We start from the raw sequence: 20,051 nt of genomic DNA, 5'->3' as shown, positions 1-20,051 counted from the left end.
GGAGGAGCGTCCATGAGCAAGGTCCCTGCAGCCGAGAACACCCTGCGCGTTCTCGCCTACCTCGCCACCCAGCGCGGCCCCGTCCCCGCCGCCGGGATCGCCTCCGCCCTCGGCCTCCCGCGCTCGACCGTCTACCACCTGCTGACCGTGCTGACCGAGCACGGCTTCGTCCTGCACTTCCCCGAGGCGCGGCGCTACGGGCTCGGCGTCGCCGCCTACGAGCTGTCGAGCGGGTTCTCCCGCCAGCAGCCGCTCAGCCGGCTCGGCCGGCCCATCGTCGCCGCGCTGGTGGACGCGATCGGCGAGTCCGGCCATGTCGCCGTGCTGCACGGCAGGGATGTCGTCTACATCGTGGAGGAGCGGGCACCCCGGAGGCCGCGCCTCGTCACCGACGTCGGCGTCCGCCTGCCCGCGCACCTGACGGCGAGCGGCCGCGCGCTGCTGGCCTCGCTCCCAGCCGGGCAGCTCCGCGCGCTGTACCCGGACGCCGACGCGTTCGAGGACCGCACCGGCGCCGGCCCGCACTCGTACGCCGAGCTGCGCCGGCTGGTCGCCGAGGCGCGCGAGCGCGGCTACGCCACCGAGGACGGCGACGTGACGCCCGGCTTCGCCTCCGTCGCCGTGTCGGTGCGCGACCACGCCGGCTGGCCGGCCGCCGGGATCGCGGTCACCTTCCCGCGCGACAACGTGCCGCCCGCCGAGTGGGAGGCTCTCGCCGCCCGCGTCCGCGACGCTGCCGCCGAGCTCTCCCGCCGCATCCGCGGCAGCTGACCCCACTCCACAAGCTGCCGAGGGGCACGTAAACGCCCGTAAAACGCGGTTTTAGGGGCGTTTACGTGCCCCTCGACGGAGGCCGGGCGCTATTGGAGCGTGACGGTGGTGGTGTGCGCGGCGCCGTCGCGGACGTAGTCGACCTTCACCTCGTCGCCGGGCTTGCTGGTGACCTGGATCGCGGTCAGCACGTCGATGTCGGTCGCAGGGTTGCCGTTCACGGCGGTGACCACGTCCCCGACCCGGAGGCCGGCCTGCTGCGCGGGGCCGCCCGAGACGACCGACTGCACGAACAGCCCGCCGTCCACCCCGAACGCCGCCGCAGCCGCCGGCGGGATCGGCACCACGGTAAGTCCCGCGTCCGGATGCGTGACCTCGCCGTGCGCGATCAGTTCGTGCGCGATCGGCAGGGCGAGCGACTCCGGAACGGCGAACCCGATCCCCACGCTGCCGGTGCTCGCCTGGCCGTTCGAGCCCGGCACCGTCGCGATCGCCGTGGGGATGCCGACGAGGCGGCCGTCGCAGTCGACGAGCGCGCCTCCCGAGTTGCCCGGGTTGATCGACGCGTCGGTCTGGATGGCGCCGGCCAGGATGGCGTTCCTGTCGTCGTCGCTCGGCACCGGGACGGTCCGCCCCAGCGCGCTGACGATGCCGGCCGTCACGGTCGAGGAGAGGCCGAGCGGGGCGCCGAGCGCGACTACGGGCCGGCCGACCACGAGCGATCCGGAGTCGCCCATCGCGATGACCGGCAGCGGCTCGTCGTCCTTCACCTTGATGACGGCCAGGTCGGTCTTCGGGTCGCGGCCGGTGAGCTCGGCGGGCAGCTGGTGGCCGTCGCTGAACCGCACCGCGAGCTTCGCGCCGGACGCCGCATCCGAGATGACGTGGTTGTTCGTGAGGATGTAGCCGTCCTCCGTGATGATCTCGCCGCTGCCGTTGCTCGACCCGCGCGCGCCCGTGACGCTGATGGTGACCACGCTCGGGAGCACGTCGTCCGCGACCTGGGCGGCGTCGCAGGTGCCGCTGCGGCCGGCCGAGATCGCGGCGAACGCGAAGGCTCCGGCGATCGTCCCGCCCGCGATGAGGACGAGCGCGGCGCCGACGACGAGGAGTGCGATCGTCCAGCCGCGCAGGGTGGACGTCGGCCGGCCGGTGGGCTTCGGCTCGGGGGTGGTCTGCTGCTCGGTCACGGTGCCCCTCCTGGACGGTGGCGCCAGGCTAGCGGCCCGATGCGGCCACGAGAAGGGGTGTTTTCGCCCGGCACGATGCGTCCGCGAGAAGAGGTGTTCTCGCCCGGCACGATGCGTCCGCGAGAAGAGGTGTTCTCGCCCGCTCGGGAGGCCGCTACCCTTCGGGCATGGTGAGATTCCTGATCCGCGCGGCGATCTTCGTGGTCACCGCGGCGCTCGGCCTGCTGGTGGCCTCGTGGGTGCTTCCCGGCTTCCACCTCGACTGGGAGGGCCTCCTCGTCGCTGTGCTCGTGTTCGCGGTGGCGCAGAGCATCCTGGCGCCTTTCATCTTCAATCTCGCCCGGAAGTACGCGTCCGCGCTGCTCGGCGGGATCGGGCTCGTGTCGACGCTCATCGCGCTGCGGGTCGCCTCGCTGCTGCCGGGCGGCATCCGGGTGGACGACTTCGTGACCTGGATCCTCGCCGCGCTCGTCGTCTGGGTCATCACGGCGCTCGGCGGCTGGCTGCTGCCGCTGGTCTTCCTCAAGAAGAAGGTGGCGGAGCGCCGCTGAGGCCGGCGGCGTCAGAGGGTCTTCGCGTAGCAGACCGAGTGCGGGTCGCCCACGTAGTCGCCGAAGTTCGGGATGCGCGCGTAGCCGCGGCTCTCGTACAGGGCGATCGCCGCCTGCTGCAGGGGGCCGGTCTCGAGCCGCAGGGTCGCGACGCCGGCGCGGGCGGCCTCGGCCTCCACCGCGCCGAGGAGCCCGGCGGCCAGGCCGCGACCGCGCGCGTCCGGGTGGACGAACATCCGCTTGAGCTCGGCGCTGCCGTCGCCCTTCTGCACGAGTGCCGCCATCCCGAGCGCGCCGCCGTCCTCGTCGCGGCCGACGAACACGGTCACGCCGGGCCGCTCCAGCTCGGACACGTCGAGCAGGTAGCAGCTCTCGGCGGGGTAGAGCGCGAAGGTGAACTCGTCGCTCAGGCGCAGCAGCTCGGCGACGCCGGGGGAGCGGGCGGGCTCGGCGGTCACGCTGGTGGTCATGCGCCGATGCTAGCCGGACGCTGTTTCACGCACGTTTCGGCCGTGCTCAGCTCCCGGAGCGCGCCTTCTGCCGGCTGATCCCGCGCGCCACCCACTCGAGCCGCCGGAGCGCCTCGCGGTTGCGGACCCACAGGATGGGGTCGGCGATGAGGGTCGGGATGCGAGCGGCGATCCCCGTGATCGCATGCTCCTCCATCCGCACCAGGCAGCCCTTGCCGCGCGGCACCACTTCGATGAGCACGCGCTCCGTCCCGACCGGGCGCGTCTTCGCCTCCAGCACGAACCGCTTGGGCGGGTCCCACTCCTCCACGGTCGTCTCGTCGTTGAGCACGAACGGCCACACGCCGATGGAGTGGTGCAGTCGGGAGCCGGGCGACGGGAAGCTGCCGTCCGCGCCGCGCAGGCGGGACGCGCCGACCACCCAGGTCGGGAAGACCCAGGGGTCGGCGAGGGCGGTGAAGACCTCCTCGGGCGTGCAGGCGAAACGGCGGACGTTGACGGACATCAGGCGATCTCCTCTTCGATGAAGCCGGTGGTCTGGTTGAAGCCGCTCGCGGGCGCGCTCGGCCGTTCCGCACGCGACTCCGGGGCCAACGACGGCATCCTGGTCACCCCGAACTCGTGCCGAAGCGCGCTTCGAGCGGCGTAGTAGCCGGCCAGTCCGTGCACCCCCGGCCCCGGCACCGCGGACGAGGACGCGAGGTACAGCCCGCGGCCCGGCATCCGCCAGGGGTCGGTCGACAGCACGGGCCGCATGACGAGCTGGGAGAGGTCGGGCATCCCGGAGGAGATGTCGCCGCCGATGAAGCTGGGGTTGTAGCCCTCCAGCTCGTGCGCGGTGCGGGTGGTCTTCGCGAGGATCAGGTCGCGGAAGCCGGGCGCGAACCGCTCGATCTGCGCGATGACCGCCTCGCTGCGATCCGAGGTGGAGCCGCGCGGGACGTGCGTATACGCCCAGAGGACGTGCTTGCCGGCCGGCGCGCGCGACGGGTCGAACAGGGTGGGCTGCGAGACGAGCACGTACGGGTCGTCGCTCTCGCGCCCGGCCGCGACGGTGCGCTCGGAGCGGGCGATGGCGGCGCGCTCGCCGCCGAGGTGGACGGTCGCGGTCTCCAGCAGTTCGGGGTTTTTCCACGGCACCGGGCCGGACAGCGCGAAGTCGATCTTGAAGACGCCGTTGCCGTCGCGGAAGCCGGCGACGCGACGGAGGTAGTCGGCGGGCAGCAGGTCTTCGCCGAGCCGCGCGGCGATGGCGACGTGGGTGTCGAAGAGGATCGCGCGTGCGTCGGGGAGGTCGCCGAGCGACTGGATGTCGGCGCCGGTGACCACCTCGCCGCCATGCGCCCGGAGGTCGTCGACCAGCGCGTCGGCGATCGACTGCGAGCCGCCCACCGGGATGGGCCAGCCGCGCGCGTGCGCGTACGTCGCGAGGGCGAGGCCGGCGCCCGCGGCGGCGAGACTCGGCAGCGGCAGCGTCGCGTGCGCGATCACGCCGGTGAGGAGGGCGCCCGGCTTCTCGGTGCGGAAGGGCAGATCCCACCACGGGCCGCCCTGCGACAGGGTGGCGAGCCCGAAGCGCGCGGCGACGACCGGGTTTCGCGGCAGCTGCAGCAGCGACGATCCGGTGAACTGCGCGACCGCGTCCGCGTTGCGCGCGAGCGGGCCGAGGAGGGCGCGCCAGGCGGGGCCGTCGGGGCCGAGCGCGTCGGCGGTGCGTTCCAGGTCGCGGTAGGCGACGGCGACCTCCCCGCCGGGCAGCGGATGCCCGTAGGAGGCCGACGGGGTGAGGAACGGCACGCGGTCCGCCAGCCCGAACCGGCGGAAGAAGCCCGACGCGAACGCGAGCGGGTGCACCGCGGAGCAGATGTCGTGCCGGAAGCCGGGGAGGGTGACCTCCTCCGTCCGCATCCCGCCGCCCGGCGTCGCGTTGCGCTCGTAGACGTGGACGCTCAGCCCCGCGCGGGCGAGGGTGACGGCGGCCGCGAGCCCGTTGGGGCCGGACCCGATGACGATCGCGTCGACGGAGGACATGCCCCATGTATACCCCGGCCGCCGCGGCCCGGGAGGGGGTTGCGGATCGGCAGCGTCTTCTCAGGCGCGATCCTGTATCGTTGGCAGGTCGGCTCTTGACACCGCGCCTTTTGTCGCGCGGATGGGTTTGTAAGTCAAGCGGGCCGGTTCCGCCACCAGACGGTGTCGCGGATTCATCACGATGTGAACGGCCCCAGGCGATGTCTGCCGGGGATTCTCCGGTGCGCTTCAGCGCGCCGCCGCGCATTTCAGAGAAAAACCCAGGAAGAACACGCATGCCCCCGTACAACAAGAACAACGACCGACGACCGTCGCAGCCCGGCGCGCCGAAGGGCGCAGGCTCGCGCAGCCCGAAGCACCGCGGCTACCGCGAAGAGGCCCCCGGCGCGAAGAACCGCTGGACCGCCGAGGACCGCGCCGCCCGCGGCCGCGACACCTACGGCAGCCGCGGCGACGCCCGTGGCGATGCACGCGGCGCCGAGCGCACCGGCCGTGGCGAGCGCCCGAACTGGGAGCCGCGCGGCAAGGACGCCCGCCGCACCGAGCGCGAGTGGGACAGCCGCTCCAACGCAGGCCGGCGCGAGGACGACCGTCCGCGCCGCACCTTCGACCGTGACGACCGTGCTCCGCGCCGTGACCAGGATGACCGTCCGCGTCGCAGCTTCGACCGTGACGACCGCGCTCCGCGTCGTGACCAGGATGACCGTCCGCGTCGCAGCTTCGACCGTGACGACCGCGCCCCGCGTCGCGACTCCGGCGACCGCCCGCGTCGCAGCTTCGACCGTGACGACCGCGCCCCCCGTCGCGACTCCGGCGACCGTCCGCGCCGTGACTTCGACCGTCAGGACCGCGCCCCGCGTCGTGACCAGGACGACCGTCCGCGTCGCACCTTCGACCGCGACGACCGCGCCCCGCGCCGCGACCAGGACGACCGTCCGCGTCGCACCTTCGACCGCGACGACCGCGCCCCCCGTCGCGACCAGGACGACCGCCCGCGTCGCAGCTTCGACCGCGACGACCGCGCTCCGCGCCGCGACTCCTCCTTCTACCCGTCGCGCGACGAGAAGCAGGCCTTCGCCCCGCAGGACGACGTCGTGCTCGCACGTCTGGAGGCCGACGCCATCCAGGCCGAGGACGTCGAGGGCGTGACCTTCGCCGACCTGGGCCTCGGCGGCAACGTCGTCCGCGCCCTGGCCGAGCTCGGCGCCGAGAAGCCGTTCCCCATCCAGGCCGCCACCACCCCCGACGTCCTCGCGGGCAAGGACGTGCTGGGCCGCGGTCGCACCGGTTCCGGCAAGACGATCGCGTTCGGCGCCCCGCTGGTCGAGCGCCTCATGCAGCTCTGGGCCGAGTCCGGCAAGTCCGGCGGCAAGCGCCAGCTCGGCCGCGCCCCGCGCGCGCTCATCCTCGCCCCGACCCGCGAGCTCGCGCTCCAGATCGACCGCACCGTGCAGCCCATCGCGCGCAGCGTCGGCCTCTTCACCACGCAGATCTACGGCGGCGTCCCGCAGGGCCGCCAGGTCGGCGCCCTCCAGCGCGGCGTCGACATCGTGATCGGCACCCCCGGCCGCATCGAGGACCTCGTGGAGCAGGGCCGTCTCGACCTCAGCGAGGTCGTCATCAGCGTCCTGGACGAGGCCGACCACATGTGCGACCTCGGCTTCCTGGAGCCGGTGCAGCGCATCCTGCGCCGCACCTCCGAGGGCGGCCAGAAGCTGCTCTTCTCGGCGACCCTCGACAGCGGTGTCGCGCAGCTCGTGAAGGAGTTCCTGGTCGAGCCGTCCGTGCACGAGGTGGCGGGCGAGGACCAGGCGTCCTCGACCATCGACCACCGTGTGCTGGTCATTGAGCACCGCGACAAGGCCGCCATCATCGAGCAGCTCGCCGACCGCGACGGCAAGACGCTGATCTTCTCCCGCACGCGTGCGTTCGCGGAGATGCTGGCCGACCAGCTGGACGACGCCGGCATCCCCGCCGTCAGCCTGCACGGCGACCTGAACCAGTCGCGCCGCACGCGCAACCTGCACCAGCTCACCAGCGGCCGGGTCAACGTGCTGGTCGCGACCGACGTCGCCGCCCGCGGCATCCACGTCGACGACATCGACCTGGTCATCCAGGCCGACGCCCCGGACGAGTACAAGACCTACCTGCACCGTTCCGGCCGCACCGGCCGCGCCGGCAAGCAGGGCACGGTCGTCACGCTCATCCCGCGCCAGCGCCAGCGCCGCATGAACGAGCTCCTGGAGCGCGCCGAGATCGAGGCCGACTTCGTGCCGGCCGCCCCCGGCGACGACGTGGTCCTCACCCTCTCGCAGGTGTAACCACCCCCGGGTGCGCCCGAAACCGCCGAGTACGCGATCCGCGTGCTCGGCGGTGTGCGTTAATCGGCCTCGACGATGAGTTGGTCGAGGGCGTGGCGGGCCAGGGAGGCCATCCGCGGGTTGTCGTCCGACGACGTCGCGAGCGCGCTCGCCATCGTGACGACCCAGCCGCGGGCGCGGAGCCAGGTCGCGTGGTCGGGAGCGGCCGGCAGCGCCGCGCGGAACCGCTCGCGCGCGTCCCCGTCGAAGGTGAGCCACGCGGTCGCGAGGTCGGTGGCGGGGTCGCCCGAGGTCACGTCGCCGAAGTCGATGACCGCCGCGAGGCCGCCCTCCGGGGTGAGCAGCAGGTTTCCCGGGTGGAGGTCGCCGTGCAGCAGCAGCGGAGGCCCGTCCCACACGGGCGCCGCGAGCGCGTCCCGCCAGGCCTGCTCCAGCGCCGCGACCTCCATGCGGCCGGACAGTGATCGCAGCCGGGTCGCCACGACCTCCCGGCGGGACTCCAGCGGGACGCCGCGCACCGGGTTGCGCGGGGCATCCGGCGCCGGCACGGCCAGCTCGCCCACGAACTCCGCCAGCGACTCCGCGATGCCCGCCCGCTCGTCCGCGCCGACCGACGCTCCGTCGACGCCGTCGATCCACTCGACGATGCTCCACGCCCACGGGAACAGGTCGGACGGCACCCCGACCCGCACGGGGGCGGAGACCCTCGCGCGCACGCGGGCGGCGATGCCGGGCAGCAGCAGTTGCTCGTGCTCGATCAGGTGCGCTGCGACCTCCCGCCGGGGGATGCGGACGGCGTACGCGTCGCCCAGCCGGTACAGCTGGTTGTCCCACCCGTCGGACACGAGCCGCAGCGGCCCGGCCAGGTCGGGATGCTGCGCGGCCACGAGCGCGGCGACGAGCACGGCGTCGGTGGGGATGTCGGCAGGCGGGGTCAGCGGCACCGGAGCAGCCTAACCGCCCGGCCTGTCCCGCGCACTGTCGCTGCGTACTGATATCCAAATGCGCAGCAAAACCGCGTACCGCCGCGAAATCGTGCTGAAGTCGTGTGTCAGCATTGGTGCGGAGGCCTCATGACTATCGACCCCGCCCGCACGACCGACCCCGCTCGCATGCACAGCGTCACCGACGACACCACCGAACTCGTCGACCTCGTGCTCGACTACTCGCGCCGGCGCATCCTCGCGACCGACACGCCCCTCGACAAGCCGCTGCCCGAATCCGAGCTGCGCCGGCTGGCCGGGCGCACCGTCTCCGAGAAGGGGATGGGCGCCGAGCGCGCGCTCGCCGTGTTCGAGCACGTCCTCGCGCCCGCGTGCATCACCACCGACCACCCGCGCTACCTGTCGTTCATCCCGACAGCGCCCACGAAAGCGGCGACGGCGTTCGACCTCGTCGTGTCCGCGAGCGCGGTCTATGGCGGGTCGTGGCTGGAGGGCTCCGGCGCCGTCTACGCCGAGAACCAGGTGCTGGCGTGGCTGGCCGCCGAGTTCGGCCTCCCGGCGACCGCGGGCGGCGTCTTCGTGCAGGGCGGCACCCTCGGCAACCTCTCGGCGCTCGTGGCCGCCCGCGACCACGCGCGCAGCGAGCGCGGCAACCCGGCAGGGCGCTGGATCATCGTCTGCAGCGCGGAGGCGCACTCCTCCGTCGCCTCGGCCGCGCGCGTCATGGACGTGGAGGTCGTGACGGTCTCGCCCGGCGAGTCCGGCGTCCTCACCGGCGACGCGGTCCGTCCGGCGCTCGCCGAGCACGGCGGCGCCGTCTTCGCGGTCGTCGCGACCGCCGGCTCCACCAACTTCGGGATCGTCGACGACATCGCCTCCATCGCGGCGCTGAAGGACGAGTTCGACTTCTGGCTGCACATCGACGGCGCCTACGGCCTGGCCGGGATGCTGTCGCCGCTCGCCCGGCCGCGGTTCGCGGGCGTCGAGCGCGCCGACTCGCTCATCGTCGACCCGCACAAGTGGCTGTTCGCGCCGTTCGACGCCTGCGCGCTGCTCTACCGCGACCCGGAGCAGGGCCGTCGCGCGCACACGCAGCACGCCGAGTACCTCGACACGCTCACCGAGGCGACCGAGTGGAGTCCGTCGGACTATGCCGCGCACCTGACCCGCCGTGCCCGCGGGCTGCCGTTCTGGTTCTCGCTGGCCTCGCACGGCGCCGCCGCCTACCGGGACGCCGTCACGGCCTCCCTGCAGCTCGCCCGCCGCATCGCGGACGAGATCGACCGCAGGGAGGGCTTCCACCTGGTGCGCCAGCCGCAGCTCTCCGTCGTGGTCTTCGAGCGCGAGGGCTGGAGCAAGGAGGACTACGCGCTCTGGTCCGCCCGCCTCCTGGACGAGCAGCGCGCCTTCGTCACGCCGAGCTCGCACGCCGGCCGCACGAACACGCGGTTCGCGATCCTCAACCCGCTGACGACGTTCGAGGACCTCGTGGAGATCCTGGATTCGATGGGCTGAGCCCAGACGGAACGAGGCCCCCGCCAACAGGCGGGGGCCTCGTCGTTCCGGGGGTTTCCGACTCAGACGATGTCGTCGTCGATGCCGCGTCGGGTGACGCGGTCGCCGGTCACGGGGTCGACCGTGCTGCGCGTCGTCGCGATGGTCCGGCGGCGACGGGTCAGCAGGATGATCCCGATGATGATGCCGATGATGCCGGCGGCCATCAGGATGTACCCGACCAGGTGGAGGTTGATCCAGTCCACCTGGATGTTGAGGGCGAACGCGAGGATCGCTCCGATCACGAACAGGACGATTCCGGTGCCCAGACTCATGGTGCCTCCCTTATACGCGTCGGCTGCCGGTGAGCAGCCGCACAAGCCAGACGATCACGGCCAGGACCAGCAGGACGATGCCGACCCAGAGCAGGAAGTTCAGGGACGACACGAAGCCACCGGTGAGCAGCAGGACGATGGCGATGATCGCGATGATGATGAGCAGGATGTTCATGGAGGGGTTGTCCTTTCCTTGACGCGCTCCACGCAACAACTGTTTCGGTTGTCGAACAATCCCCTTGACGTCAGGGCCTTTCCGGCCTATTCGCGTGTCGCTCCGCGGCGATTCCGTCCACGGTCCGCCGCATCTTCGTGAGGAACCGGGTCACTGTGCGGGCCTCCTCCTCGCTCAGCTCGGCGGCCTCCGCGGCGATCTGGTCCTGCGCGATCTTCAGCGGGCCGGTGTCGCCGAACGCCGCGCGCGTCGGCACGAGGTCCACCGACCGGCGGTCGGCCGCGTTCGTGCGGCGCTCGATGTACCCGCCCCGGACGAGCCGGTCGATCAAGGCCGTGGTGGAGGCGCTCGACACACCCACGTAGGAGCTGACGTCCTTGGCAGACGTGCGACGGCCCGCCGCGGCGTTGTCGAGGATCAGGCGCAGTGCGAGGAAGTCGTTCTCGCCGATGCCCATGGCCGCTCCGGTGCGCCGCCGCATCGCGGTCTCGGCCGCGCGATAGACCTGGAGCGCATCGAGCACCCCGGTGTCAGGCGGGGGTTCCTCGGATCGTTCGGTCACTCTTGCCAGTCACGCCTCACCTCTGCGATCCCGCAACGGGCGGCCGCCGGATTTTCGGCGGATTCACGGCATGCCGGAGTGCGCGTATGCTCGGGCGGTGCTTCCCGACACGCTCCTCCTCGATCGCTACGAGCTCCGTGATCGGCTCGGGCGCGGCGGGATGGGGACCGTCTACCGCGCGTTCGACCGTCAGCTGGAGCGCTTCGTCGCGGTCAAGGTGTTCGCCGCGGGGGAGGCCAGCGACGACGCCCGTCGGCAGGCGGAGGCCACGGCACTCGCACGGGTGTCGCATCCGAACCTCGTCACGCTGCTCGACGCGCACCTCGCGCCGGAGGGGGACCCGTCCCCGAGCTTCCTCGTCCTGGAGCTGGTCGACGGCAAGGACCTCCGCTCGCGGCTCGACCGTGGACCGGTCGCCCCCGAGGAGGCCGCCGCGATCACCGGAGGCATCGCCGAGGCCCTGGTCGTCGTCCACGGCGCGGGGATGGTCCACCGTGACCTCAAGCCCGCGAACATCCTGCTCGGCGACTCTGGTGTGCCGGGCGGGATGCCGCACGCGAAGCTCGCCGACTTCGGCATCGCCCACCTCCTCGGCACGGAACGCTTGACCACGGTCGGCACGATCATCGGAACCGCCGGCTACCTCAGCCCGGAGCAGGCGGACATCGCGGAACCGGGCCCGTCGGCCGACATCTACGCGCTCGGCCTCGTGGCACTGGAGGCCCTCACGGGCGTGACCGAGTACCCGGGGACCCCGCTGGAAGCCGTGACGGCGCGGCTCGCCCGCGACCCGCGCATCCCCGCGTCGCTCCCGGAGGACTGGCGCGGCCTGCTCGGCGCGATGACCGCGCGCGACCCGCGCCTCCGCCCGACGGCGCTCGAGGTGGCGGTCAAGGCCAGGGAGCTCGCCCCGCAGCTCGCCGGGTGGACGCTGCCGGTCGCGGACGTGCCAGGTGAGCTCGAGCCGACCGCCGCGATGCCCGCGGCCGAACTGGGCGGCGGCGCACTCGTGGGCGCCGCCGAGTCCTCGCCCCGGCGTTCGGCCAGGGCCGCCGAGAGCGAGTCGCGGCGACGCCGGGTCCTGGTGGGCGCGATCGCGGGTGGCAGCGTCGTGATCGTGGCGCTCGCGCTGTCCCTGGGTAGCGCGCTCGCCCCGGCCTTCACGGAGCCGACGCCGGCCGGGACGGGGAACGCCCCGCGGCCGACTCCGACCGTCACCGGCCCGCCGCAGACCGTCGCGCCCGTGGCGACGACGGCCCCGCAGCCCGCCGCCCCGGCGCCCGCGCCGGCCCCCGCGCCGGCCCCGAACCCGGGCACCGGCAACAGCGGGAACGGAAACGGGAACGGGCATGGCAACGGCCACGGGAAGGGCGGCGGCTGAGCGCAGGCGCCCCTAGCGCCGCCCGAGCCCCCGGTACTGCCAGCCCGCACCGATCCACGCCTCCGGATCGAGCACGTTCCGCCCGTCGATGATGCGGCGGCCGGACACGAGCGCGGCCGTCCGCTCGGGGTCGAGCTCGGTGAACTCGCGCCACTCGGTGAGCAGGATCACCAGTTCGGCGCCCACCAGCGCCTCGTCGGCGGAGTCGACCGTCACGAGCTCCGGATCGCGGGCGCGGGCGTTGGCCGCCGCGTGCGGGTCCGCGGCCACGACCTCCGCTCCCGCGGCGCGAAGGGCGCACGCGACCTCGAGCGCGGGGGAGTCGCGGACGTCGTCCGAGTCCGGCTTGAACGCCAGCCCCAGCACGGCGACGCGCCGGCCGGCCGGGCCGGAGCCGAGCAGCTCCCCGGCCAGTTCGACGACGCGGGAGCGGCGGCGCAGGTTGATCTTGTCCATCTCGTCGAGGAACACCACCGTCTCCGCGAGCCCGAGCTCGACGGCACGGGCCTGGAACGCGCGGATGTCCTTGGGCAGGCAGCCGCCGCCGAAGCCGACGCCGGCGTTGAGGAAGCGCCGCCCGATCCGGGCGTCGTGGCCGATGGCGTCGGCGAGCTGCGTCACGTCGGCGCCGGTGGCCTCCGCGATCTCGGCCATCGCGTTGATGAACGAGATCTTCGTGGCCAGGAACGCGTTCGCCGCGACCTTCACCAGCTCCGCCGTCGCCCAGTCGGTCACGATGAGCGGGGTGCCGTCGCGCAGCGGCTTCTCGTACACCTGCGCGAGCGCGGCGGCCGCCGCGTCGTCCCGCGATCCGCCTGCGACCCCGAACACCAGCCGGTCCGGGGTCAGGGAGTCGGCGACCGCGTGCCCCTCCCGCAGGAACTCCGGGTTCCAGGCGAGCGTCACGCGTGGAGCGTCGCGGCCGATGGTCCCCGAGAGCCGCTCGACGGTGCCGACCGGGACGGTCGACTTGCCGACGACGATGTCGCCGTCCTTGCCGTGCGCGAGGACCTGCGCGAACGCCGCATCCACGTAGGACAGGTCCGCGCCGGCGCCGCCGGAGAGCTGCGGAGTGCCGACGGCGATGAAGTGGAGGTCCGCCGAGCTCAGCGCGGCGGGGTCGGCGCTGAACCGGAGGCGTCCGCTGCGCAGCCCGGCCAGCAGGAGCTCCTGCAACCCCGGCTCGAAGAAGGGCGCCTCGCCACGGGAGAGCTGTGCGACCTTCCGCGCGTCGACGTCGATGCCGACGACGTCGTGACCGAGCTCCGCCATCGCGGCCGCGTGGACCGCCCCGAGGTAGCCGCAACCGACAACAGAAAGTCTCACCAGGTCGTCACTCCTTGCTGGGCCGGCGCGGCTGCGTGCGTGCGGCCGGTGCGGACGCCGTTCGATGTCAGGGGACGGCGCCCGCACCTCGTTCGCCGCCGGAGGGGATGGGCAGCGGGCCTGCGCTCCGTTCCCGAATGGACGTCGCGCTGATTGAAATTCTGTGCTTTACACTGCATTTCGGCAAGCCTGGCGCGTGGATTTCACCTGTTCGCGCGCGAAATCTCACCCTCGTTCGGCGCCCTCCGCCCTCCGTCACCGATCGCGGGAATCGGGTGAAAATGACAAACGCGACGTGTGGCCTCTATCATTTTAGCTACAGATGTCGGGTGAATCATTTGATGAAGGGACTGATGACGTGCGTGCGATCCTCCGCGGACTGGCCTTCCGCTCAGCGGTATTCGACGTGGAGGTGCTGCCAGCATCGCGTGTGGCGCTCCGCCGGGGGCGCGCACCGGGGACAAGGGGGTTTCATGACGATCTCGGGGGGAACCGATGGGTACGACGAAGGTGAATTCGAACACGCCGCGCATCACGATCCGACAGGCAACCGGCTCGCTCTCAATCACATCGAGCCAAAGGAGTCAGGTATGACGATCACGAACACATCCGACGCGTCGTTCGTGGACGGCCGCTTCGAGGGCGAGCCGCCGCGGCTGCCGCGGCTCTCGCGCTACACGATCGACCGGCCGGCGCTCTCCGCCCGCCTCGACCGCGCGCTGCGGGAGCAGGCCACGGTGGTGCGCGCTCCGGCCGGTTACGGCAAGACGTCCCTCGTCCGCAAGTGGCTGGAGAGCTCCGACGGCGCGGCGCGTGCCGCGGCCGGTTGGATCGACCTCGAGCTCCTGACCGGCGAGGTCAGGGGCTTCTGGGACGCCGTGCGCGCCGAGTTCGACCCCCAGGGGGCCGACGACCGCTGGGACACCGACCCGGTCGCCGCGGCGCAGGACACCATCGCCGGGTATCCCGGCACCGTCGTGCTCGTCCTGGACGGTTACACCCGGCGCTGGGACGGCCTGCTGTCGTCCGAGCTGGTCCAGGCGCTGCGCCGGACCCCGAACCTGCACCTCATGGTGCTCACCCGGTGCCTGACCTCCTTCGAGGCTCCCGGCCTGGCGGCCGTCCTCGACCTGGTGGTCGTGCAGAACGACGACCTGGCCTTCGACCGGGCGGAACTCGACGACGTGGCGCGCGTGCTCGGCCTCGACGTCGAGCGGCGCCTCCTCGACCATGTCCTCCGGCAGAGCCGCGGCTGGCCGCTGGCCGCCCGCGCGATGGTCCGGCTCTTCGACGATCCGCGCTCCGCGCTCGCCGAGCCCGTCGCCGTGCGCGCGCTCGAAGACATCGCGGCGACAGTGGTCGCCGAGCTGCTGGCTGCGGCGCCCGTCGGCGACGAGGGCCGTCTCGGCCTCCAGCGCGCGGCTGTCGCCCCCTATCTGTCGCTGCACATCGTCGAGCGCATCGGCGGCGACGAGGCGGAGGGCGGCGCTCTCGGCGCGGCGGAGGACGCGGGACTCGGCGTCTGGACGTACGCGCGCGGTCAGGGTCGCCTGGTCTACGAGCTGCTCGACCCGGTGCGACAGGCGCTGCGCGCGCAGCTCGACGCGGCATCCCCTGGCGAGGGCGAGCGCCTCGCCGGCGAGCTCCTCGACGTGCTGGAGGCGAACGGCGACTCCGTCGCCGCGCTCCGTCAGGCGCTGCGCGCGAACGACGTCGCCGCGGCCGAGACGATCGTCGCCCGCAACTGGACCTCCTCGTTCACCGAGGACGCCGCGGACTACCTCGAGGTGCTCGGCGGGGTGGAGCTCGGCGCGATCCGGTCGTCGGCCATCCTTCTGACGGTCACCGGACTGCTCCGCGAGATCGCCGGAGGCGACGCGTCAGGAGCACTCGACTACTACCAGGCCGCCGCGGAGCCCCAGGCCATACGCGGGAGACGGCTGGAGCCGGTGCGGCAGTACTGGACGGACCTCGCCAGCATGATCGCCCTCCGCAAGGTGGGGCGGCTGGCCAACGCCGAGGACTTCCTCGGCCCGCTGTCGACGCCGGACCCGAGCGTGTCCGTCCCGCCGCTCGCGTGGCTGGAGATGGGCCTCACGCAGCTCCGCCTCGGCCGGGAGCTGGAGGCGGTGACCTCGTTCGAGCGCGCCGCGATCAGCGTCTCGGACGACCCGGACCTGTACCTCTTCGCGTCGGGCGCCGCCGCGCTCGCACACGCTCTGCACGGCGAGCTGGACCGGGCGGAGGCCGTCGCCGACCGCCTCGGCTCGCATCGCTACGACGACCGGCCGCTCGCACCGCGCGCGTTCGCGCCGCTGGCGATCGCGCGGCAGCTCATCGCGACCGAGCTGCACGCGTACGCCGATACCGACGTCGGCGCCGACACCGGCGCCGACGAGCGGGTCTCGTCGTGGCTGCCCACTGCGGCCGTCGACGTCGGCGAGCTGCACAGTTACGCCGCCTACGCCGCCGCCTTGCACGCGCTCGCCGCCGGGGACCACGACGAGGCCCAGCACGTCATCGACGGCGAGCTGCTCAGCAAAGGCACGCACACGCCGAGCAACACCGAGAGCGCCCGGTTCGTCGCCCTGAGCGCCGATCTGCTGATGTCGCAGGGTAACCTCGTCGCCGCGCAGAAGCTCATCAAGGCCTTCCCGGACGGCACGAACGCGCTGCGACCGGTGGCCGCCAGGCTGCTGCTGATGTTCCGCGAGTACCGGAGCGCGCAGCTCCTGGCGGAGACGGTGCTGGCCGAGAGCCCAGGGCCGCGGACGCGGGTGGAGATGCTGCTCGTCCAGTCGGAGGCGCTGTACCGGCTGAAGAGCGCGCGGGCGGCGACGATCCGGCTGAACGCGCGGCAGCTCGCAGACGCGAACGGCCTCCTCACACCGTTCGTGCTGACGATCGAGGGCCAGGTGGGCCCGCTGCCCTCGGCCGCCGCGGGTTCCGAGGACATCGACGCGGCGCTGTCGCGGATCAAGCCGCTCTTCTCGGAGGCGGCGATGGCCGCGCAGCTCACCCAGCGGGAGCGGATCGTCCTCGACCGGCTCCAGTCGACGGCCAGCCTCGAGTACATCGCCCGCTCGCTGGTCGTCTCGATCAACACCGTGAAGACACAGACCCGCAGCATCTACCGCAAGCTCGGCGCCAACTCCCGCGAGGAGGCCGTGCGGGTCGCGTACGACCTGGGCTTGCTGCGCCCGCGGCTGCCGATCGGGCGGAACCGCTACGAGGGCGACGACCGGATCGCCTGACCGGGCGAGGCGTCAGCGCTGCTGACGCACCGGGGCCGCGCTGACGATCTGGATCAGGGCGGCCCTCAGCGCGTTCGGGTCGTCGACCGTCGGGAAGACCTCGTCCTCCAGGCCGCGCACCGCCTCGAAAGCGGCGTGACCGCGCTCGGTGATGGACACGATGTGCCTGCGCCGGTCGGCGGGGTCGGGGAGCCGGATGACCAGGCCCTCGCGCTCCAGCCGGTCGACCGTGCGGGACATGGTCTGCGCCTCCACCTGCGCGAAGCGGGCGAGGTCGGTCTGCGAGTCGAAGCCGAGCTCCAGGAAGTGCAGCGCGATGAGGCCGGCGTGGGTCAGGCCGCGGGCCTCCAGCGCCTCGTACCAGGCGCGCTCGACGGCACGGGAGGCGGCACCGAGCAGGCGGCCGAGCGGCCAGTTGTCCGGCTCGTGCTCGCCCTGCTCATGGTTGCCCGGCTCGTGGTTGCGCGCCTGGTCGACCCGACCGGGTCCGCCTGGCGCCGCCTCCCCCGTCATCGTGGCCTCAGTCGGTCCCGGAGTCGAACGCGGCGCCCTCGGAGGACGCGTCGATCTCGCGCGACATCGCATCGTCGGAACCGCTGACGTCGAGCTCCAGGATGGAGCGGGCGCTGCCCTCCTCCAGCTCGCCGACGAGCTCGCCGGTCGGGCCGCCGATGAGGCCGGAGGCCGCGTACTGCTCCAGGCGCGAGCGCGAGTCGGCGATGTCGAGGTTGCGCATGGTGAGCTGACCGATGCGGTCGGAGGGTCCGAACGCGGCGTTGCCGACGCGCTCCATCGAGAGCTTGTCGGGGTGGTAGCTGAGCGACGGGCCCGTCGTGTCGAGGATCGTGTAGTCGTCGCCGCGGCGCAGGCGCAGGGTCACCTCGCCGGTGATCGCGGAGCCGACCCAGCGCTGCAGGGACTCGCGCAGCATCAGTGACTGCGGGTCGAGCCACCGGCCCTCGTACATGAGGCGGCCGAGGCGGCGGCCCTCGTTGTGGTAGTTCGCGACGGTGTCCTCGTTGTGGATCGCGTTGAGCAGGCGCTCGTAGGCGATGTAGAGGAGCGCCATGCCCGGGGCCTCGTAGATGCCGCGGCTCTTCGCCTCGATGATGCGATTCTCGATCTGGTCGGACGCGCCCAGGCCGTGCCGGCCGCCGATCGCGTTGGCCTCCAGCACGAGCGCCACCGGGTCGGCGAACTCCACGCCGTTGAGCGCGACGGGACGGCCCGCCTCGAACCGCACGGTGACGGTCTCCGGGACGACGTCGACGTCCTCGCGCCAGGCGGCGACGCCCATGATCGGGTCGACGATGTCGAGGCCGGCGTCCAGCTCCTCCAGGCGCTTGGCCTCGTGGGTGGCGCCCCAGATGTTGGCATCGGTCGAGTACGCCTTCTCGGTGGCGTCGCGGTACGGGAAGCCGCGGGCGACGAGCCACTCGCTCATCTCCTTACGGCCGCCGAGCTCCTCCACGAACGCGGTGTCGAGCCACGGCTTGTAGATGCGCAGCCGCGGGTTGGCGATGAGGCCGTAGCGATAGAACCGCTCGATGTCGTTGCCCTTGTAGGTGGAGCCGTCGCCCCAGATCTCGACGCCGTCGTCCATCATGGCGCGCACCAGCATGACGCCGGTGACCGCTCGGCCGAGCGGCGTGGTGTTGAAGTAGGTCTTGCCGCCGGAGCGGATGTGGAAGGCGCCGCACTGCAGCGCGATCAGGCCCTCCTCGACCAGGGCGCGCTTGGCGTCGACCAGGCGGGCGACCTCCGCGCCGTACTCCTTCGCGCGCCCGGGCACCTGGTCGATGTTCGGCTCGTCGTATTGGCCGATGTCCGCCGTGTAGGTGCAGGGGATCGCACCCTTCTCGCGCATCCAGGCGACCGCGCAGGAGGTGTCGAGACCCCCCGAGAACGCGATGCCGACTCGCTCACCGACCGGAAGACTGCTCAAGACTTTGGACACGGGTTCAAGCTTAGTGCGGGGCCGGGGGGACGATTCCTGCTCGATGCCCTTCGCTCAGGCCGGGATGCACCCCGGCCGTGTACCCGGCTGCGGCCACCAGTCGGGTGAGCGTCGCCACCAGGCCGGCGCGCTCCTCCGCGCTGAGCGCGCCGAGCATCGTCTCCTCCAGGTCGTCGGCGATGCGGTCGCCCTCAGCGAGGACGTCGCGGGCGGCGGGGGTGAGGTGGATCGCGTAGGCGCGGCGGTCGTCCGGGTGCCGGCGGCGCTCGACCAGGCCGCGGGACTCGAGGTCGTCGATCAGGCCGACCATCGAGTTGCGGTGCAGGCCGAGCGCGGTGGCCAGCTCCTGCTGGGTGCGGCCCTCCTGGCGGGCGAGCTGCGCAAGCACCCCGAAGCGGTTGGGGGTGATGCCGAGCGGTGCGAGCGCTGCGGTGAAACGCTGGGCGCTCTGGAGGCCGAGCTGAGAGAGGAGGAAGCTCGCGCGGGTCTCGAGCGCGGTGTACTCGCGTCGGTCTTCTGGTGCCGGCATCCCGATATCGTACCAATCAGTGATTGCACATTACTGTGATTATCACTTACCATGCCGATATGAAGCTCACCATCTTCGGCGCCAGCGGGCGCACCGGCGCGGAGCTCGTCCGGCAGGCGCTCGAGCGCGGCGACAGCGTCACGGTCGTCGTGCGGCGGCCGGCGTCGTTCGCCCCCGGCGTCACTGTGCGCGTCATCACCGACTTCGCCGACACCGCCGCTCTGCGGGAGGCGATCGACGACGCGGACGCGGTGCTCTCCGCCATCGGCCCGCGCTCGAACAAGGACACGCCTGTCGCGGCTCGCGCCACGCGCGCGATCCTGGCCGCCCACCCGGCGCGCATCGTCGTCATCAGCGCGGCGCCGGTCGCGTCGCCGCCCGCCGACGACAGCTTCGTCAGCAGGCGCATCGCCCTCCCGATCGTGGAGCGCGCGCTTCGGCCGGTCTACGACGACCTGCGTGAGATGGAGGCGGCGCTCGCCGCGTCCGACAGCGTGTGGACGGCGTTCCGGCCGCCGCGGCTCACCAACGGCAAGGCGACGGGCCGCTACCAGACCCGCGTTGGGTCGAGCGTGCCCCGCAGCTTCCTGCTGACGCGCGCCGACCTCGCCGCTGCGATGCTCGCCTCCCTCACCCGTCCCGACACCGAGCGCACCGCCGTCGGCGTCGCCGGCTGACCCGCGCGACATTCGTGCCGAATGTCGCGTTTCGCGGCGCCAAACGCGACATTCGTGCCGAATGTCGCGCTCCCCGTTCCGCG

19 protein-coding genes are annotated in these 20,051 nt (G+C 72.6%); 7 read left to right on the top strand and 12 right to left on the bottom strand.

What is annotated here, in order from left to right:
- The first annotated feature begins 12 nt into the window (after positions 1-12).
- Positions 13-771 carry an IclR family transcriptional regulator gene (locus tag ACFRFH_RS03660; RefSeq protein ID WP_382461655.1) on the top strand — a complete coding sequence of 253 codons (759 nt, stop codon included), beginning with the start codon at positions 13-15 and terminating at the stop codon, positions 769-771.
- A gap of 89 nt (positions 772-860) precedes the next feature.
- Here the strand turns inward: ACFRFH_RS03660 and ACFRFH_RS03655 are convergent, their stop codons facing one another.
- On the bottom strand, positions 861-1,961 hold the full coding sequence (locus ACFRFH_RS03655; RefSeq protein ID WP_382461654.1) for a S1C family serine protease: 1,101 nt from the start codon (positions 1,959-1,961) through the stop codon (positions 861-863).
- A gap of 167 nt (positions 1,962-2,128) precedes the next feature.
- Here ACFRFH_RS03655 and ACFRFH_RS03650 point away from each other — a divergent pair, with 167 nt between their 5' ends.
- The gene (locus tag ACFRFH_RS03650; RefSeq protein ID WP_382461653.1) at positions 2,129-2,512 is read left to right on the top strand and encodes a phage holin family protein; all 384 of its coding nucleotides are present in this window, start codon (positions 2,129-2,131) and stop codon (positions 2,510-2,512) included.
- Positions 2,513-2,523: 11 nt separating this feature from the next.
- On the opposite strand, the gene ACFRFH_RS03645 is transcribed toward ACFRFH_RS03650, so the two are convergent.
- Genes ACFRFH_RS03645 through ACFRFH_RS03635 form a run of 3 tightly spaced genes read right to left on the bottom strand, consistent with a single transcriptional unit; the run spans position 2,524 to position 5,013 of the window.
- A complete protein-coding gene (locus tag ACFRFH_RS03645) occupies positions 2,524-2,982 on the bottom strand; it encodes a GNAT family N-acetyltransferase (protein WP_382461652.1) in 459 nt (152 codons plus the stop codon).
- Between the two features lie 46 nt (positions 2,983-3,028).
- A complete protein-coding gene (locus tag ACFRFH_RS03640; RefSeq protein ID WP_382461651.1) occupies positions 3,029-3,487 on the bottom strand; it encodes an SRPBCC domain-containing protein in 459 nt (152 codons plus the stop codon).
- Positions 3,487-5,013: a phytoene desaturase family protein gene (locus ACFRFH_RS03635; RefSeq protein ID WP_382461650.1), complete on the bottom strand. Its 1,527-nt coding sequence runs from the start codon at positions 5,011-5,013 to the stop codon at positions 3,487-3,489. The genes ACFRFH_RS03640 and ACFRFH_RS03635 overlap by 1 nt, the downstream gene beginning before the upstream one ends.
- A 275-nt stretch (positions 5,014-5,288) precedes the next feature.
- Between ACFRFH_RS03635 and ACFRFH_RS03630 the strand changes: the two genes are divergently transcribed.
- The gene (locus ACFRFH_RS03630; RefSeq protein ID WP_382461649.1) at positions 5,289-7,334 is read left to right on the top strand and encodes a DEAD/DEAH box helicase; all 2,046 of its coding nucleotides are present in this window, start codon (positions 5,289-5,291) and stop codon (positions 7,332-7,334) included.
- Positions 7,335-7,393: 59 nt separating this feature from the next.
- Here the strand turns inward: ACFRFH_RS03630 and ACFRFH_RS03625 are convergent, their stop codons facing one another.
- Entirely contained in the window at positions 7,394-8,278 is an 885-nt protein-coding gene (locus tag ACFRFH_RS03625) for an aminoglycoside phosphotransferase family protein (RefSeq protein WP_382461648.1), read from the bottom strand.
- A gap of 129 nt (positions 8,279-8,407) precedes the next feature.
- On the opposite strand from ACFRFH_RS03625, the gene ACFRFH_RS03620 reads away from it, so the two are divergent.
- Complete coding sequence (locus tag ACFRFH_RS03620; protein WP_382461647.1) at positions 8,408-9,793, top strand: pyridoxal phosphate-dependent decarboxylase family protein; 1,386 nt, start codon at positions 8,408-8,410, stop codon at positions 9,791-9,793.
- A gap of 62 nt (positions 9,794-9,855) precedes the next feature.
- Here ACFRFH_RS03620 and ACFRFH_RS03615 read toward each other — a convergent pair whose 3' ends face one another.
- From ACFRFH_RS03615 to ACFRFH_RS03605, 3 genes are all read right to left on the bottom strand, one after another.
- Positions 9,856-10,107, bottom strand: a complete 252-nt coding sequence (locus ACFRFH_RS03615) for a DUF6458 family protein (RefSeq protein ID WP_382461646.1) — start codon at positions 10,105-10,107, stop codon at positions 9,856-9,858.
- Between the two features lie 10 nt (positions 10,108-10,117).
- The gene (locus ACFRFH_RS03610) at positions 10,118-10,282 is read right to left on the bottom strand and encodes a hypothetical protein (protein WP_369963838.1); all 165 of its coding nucleotides are present in this window, start codon (positions 10,280-10,282) and stop codon (positions 10,118-10,120) included.
- Positions 10,283-10,352: 70 nt separating this feature from the next.
- Positions 10,353-10,844, bottom strand: a complete 492-nt coding sequence (locus ACFRFH_RS03605) for a MarR family winged helix-turn-helix transcriptional regulator (protein ID WP_382461645.1) — start codon at positions 10,842-10,844, stop codon at positions 10,353-10,355.
- 97 nt (positions 10,845-10,941) lie between these two features.
- Between ACFRFH_RS03605 and ACFRFH_RS03600 the strand changes: the two genes are divergently transcribed.
- On the top strand, positions 10,942-12,225 hold the full coding sequence (locus tag ACFRFH_RS03600; protein ID WP_382461644.1) for a serine/threonine-protein kinase: 1,284 nt from the start codon (positions 10,942-10,944) through the stop codon (positions 12,223-12,225).
- 12 nt (positions 12,226-12,237) lie between these two features.
- Here the strand turns inward: ACFRFH_RS03600 and ACFRFH_RS03595 are convergent, their stop codons facing one another.
- Positions 12,238-13,551 (bottom strand): UDP-glucose dehydrogenase family protein, encoded by a 1,314-nt coding sequence (locus tag ACFRFH_RS03595; RefSeq protein ID WP_382461643.1) that lies wholly within the window; start codon positions 13,549-13,551, stop codon positions 12,238-12,240.
- Between the two features lie 590 nt (positions 13,552-14,141).
- On the opposite strand from ACFRFH_RS03595, the gene ACFRFH_RS03590 reads away from it, so the two are divergent.
- Complete coding sequence (locus ACFRFH_RS03590) at positions 14,142-16,805, top strand: LuxR C-terminal-related transcriptional regulator (protein ID WP_382461642.1); 2,664 nt, start codon at positions 14,142-14,144, stop codon at positions 16,803-16,805.
- Positions 16,806-16,817: 12 nt separating this feature from the next.
- Here the strand turns inward: ACFRFH_RS03590 and ACFRFH_RS03585 are convergent, their stop codons facing one another.
- From ACFRFH_RS03585 to ACFRFH_RS03575, 3 genes are read right to left on the bottom strand one after another with little or no spacing between them, the layout of a single operon-like run.
- Complete coding sequence (locus ACFRFH_RS03585) at positions 16,818-17,318, bottom strand: MarR family winged helix-turn-helix transcriptional regulator (RefSeq protein WP_382461641.1); 501 nt, start codon at positions 17,316-17,318, stop codon at positions 16,818-16,820.
- A gap of 7 nt (positions 17,319-17,325) precedes the next feature.
- Positions 17,326-18,762 carry an argininosuccinate synthase gene (gene argG / locus ACFRFH_RS03580; protein ID WP_382461640.1) on the bottom strand — a complete coding sequence of 479 codons (1,437 nt, stop codon included), beginning with the start codon at positions 18,760-18,762 and terminating at the stop codon, positions 17,326-17,328.
- Between the two features lie 10 nt (positions 18,763-18,772).
- Positions 18,773-19,291, bottom strand: a complete 519-nt coding sequence (locus ACFRFH_RS03575; protein ID WP_382461639.1) for a MarR family winged helix-turn-helix transcriptional regulator — start codon at positions 19,289-19,291, stop codon at positions 18,773-18,775.
- A 59-nt stretch (positions 19,292-19,350) separates the two neighbouring features.
- On the opposite strand from ACFRFH_RS03575, the gene ACFRFH_RS03570 reads away from it, so the two are divergent.
- Positions 19,351-19,968 (top strand): NAD(P)-dependent oxidoreductase, encoded by a 618-nt coding sequence (locus ACFRFH_RS03570; protein ID WP_382461638.1) that lies wholly within the window; start codon positions 19,351-19,353, stop codon positions 19,966-19,968.
- The last annotated feature ends 83 nt before the right edge of the window (positions 19,969-20,051 follow it).

This window comes from Leifsonia sp. NPDC056824, from assembly GCF_042789575.1.
In the GTDB taxonomy this organism is placed as follows: Bacteria; Actinomycetota; Actinomycetes; order Actinomycetales; family Microbacteriaceae; genus Leifsonia.
The sequence above is the reverse complement of the archived record's forward strand: the minus strand, read 5'-3'. Positions and strand labels throughout refer to the sequence as shown.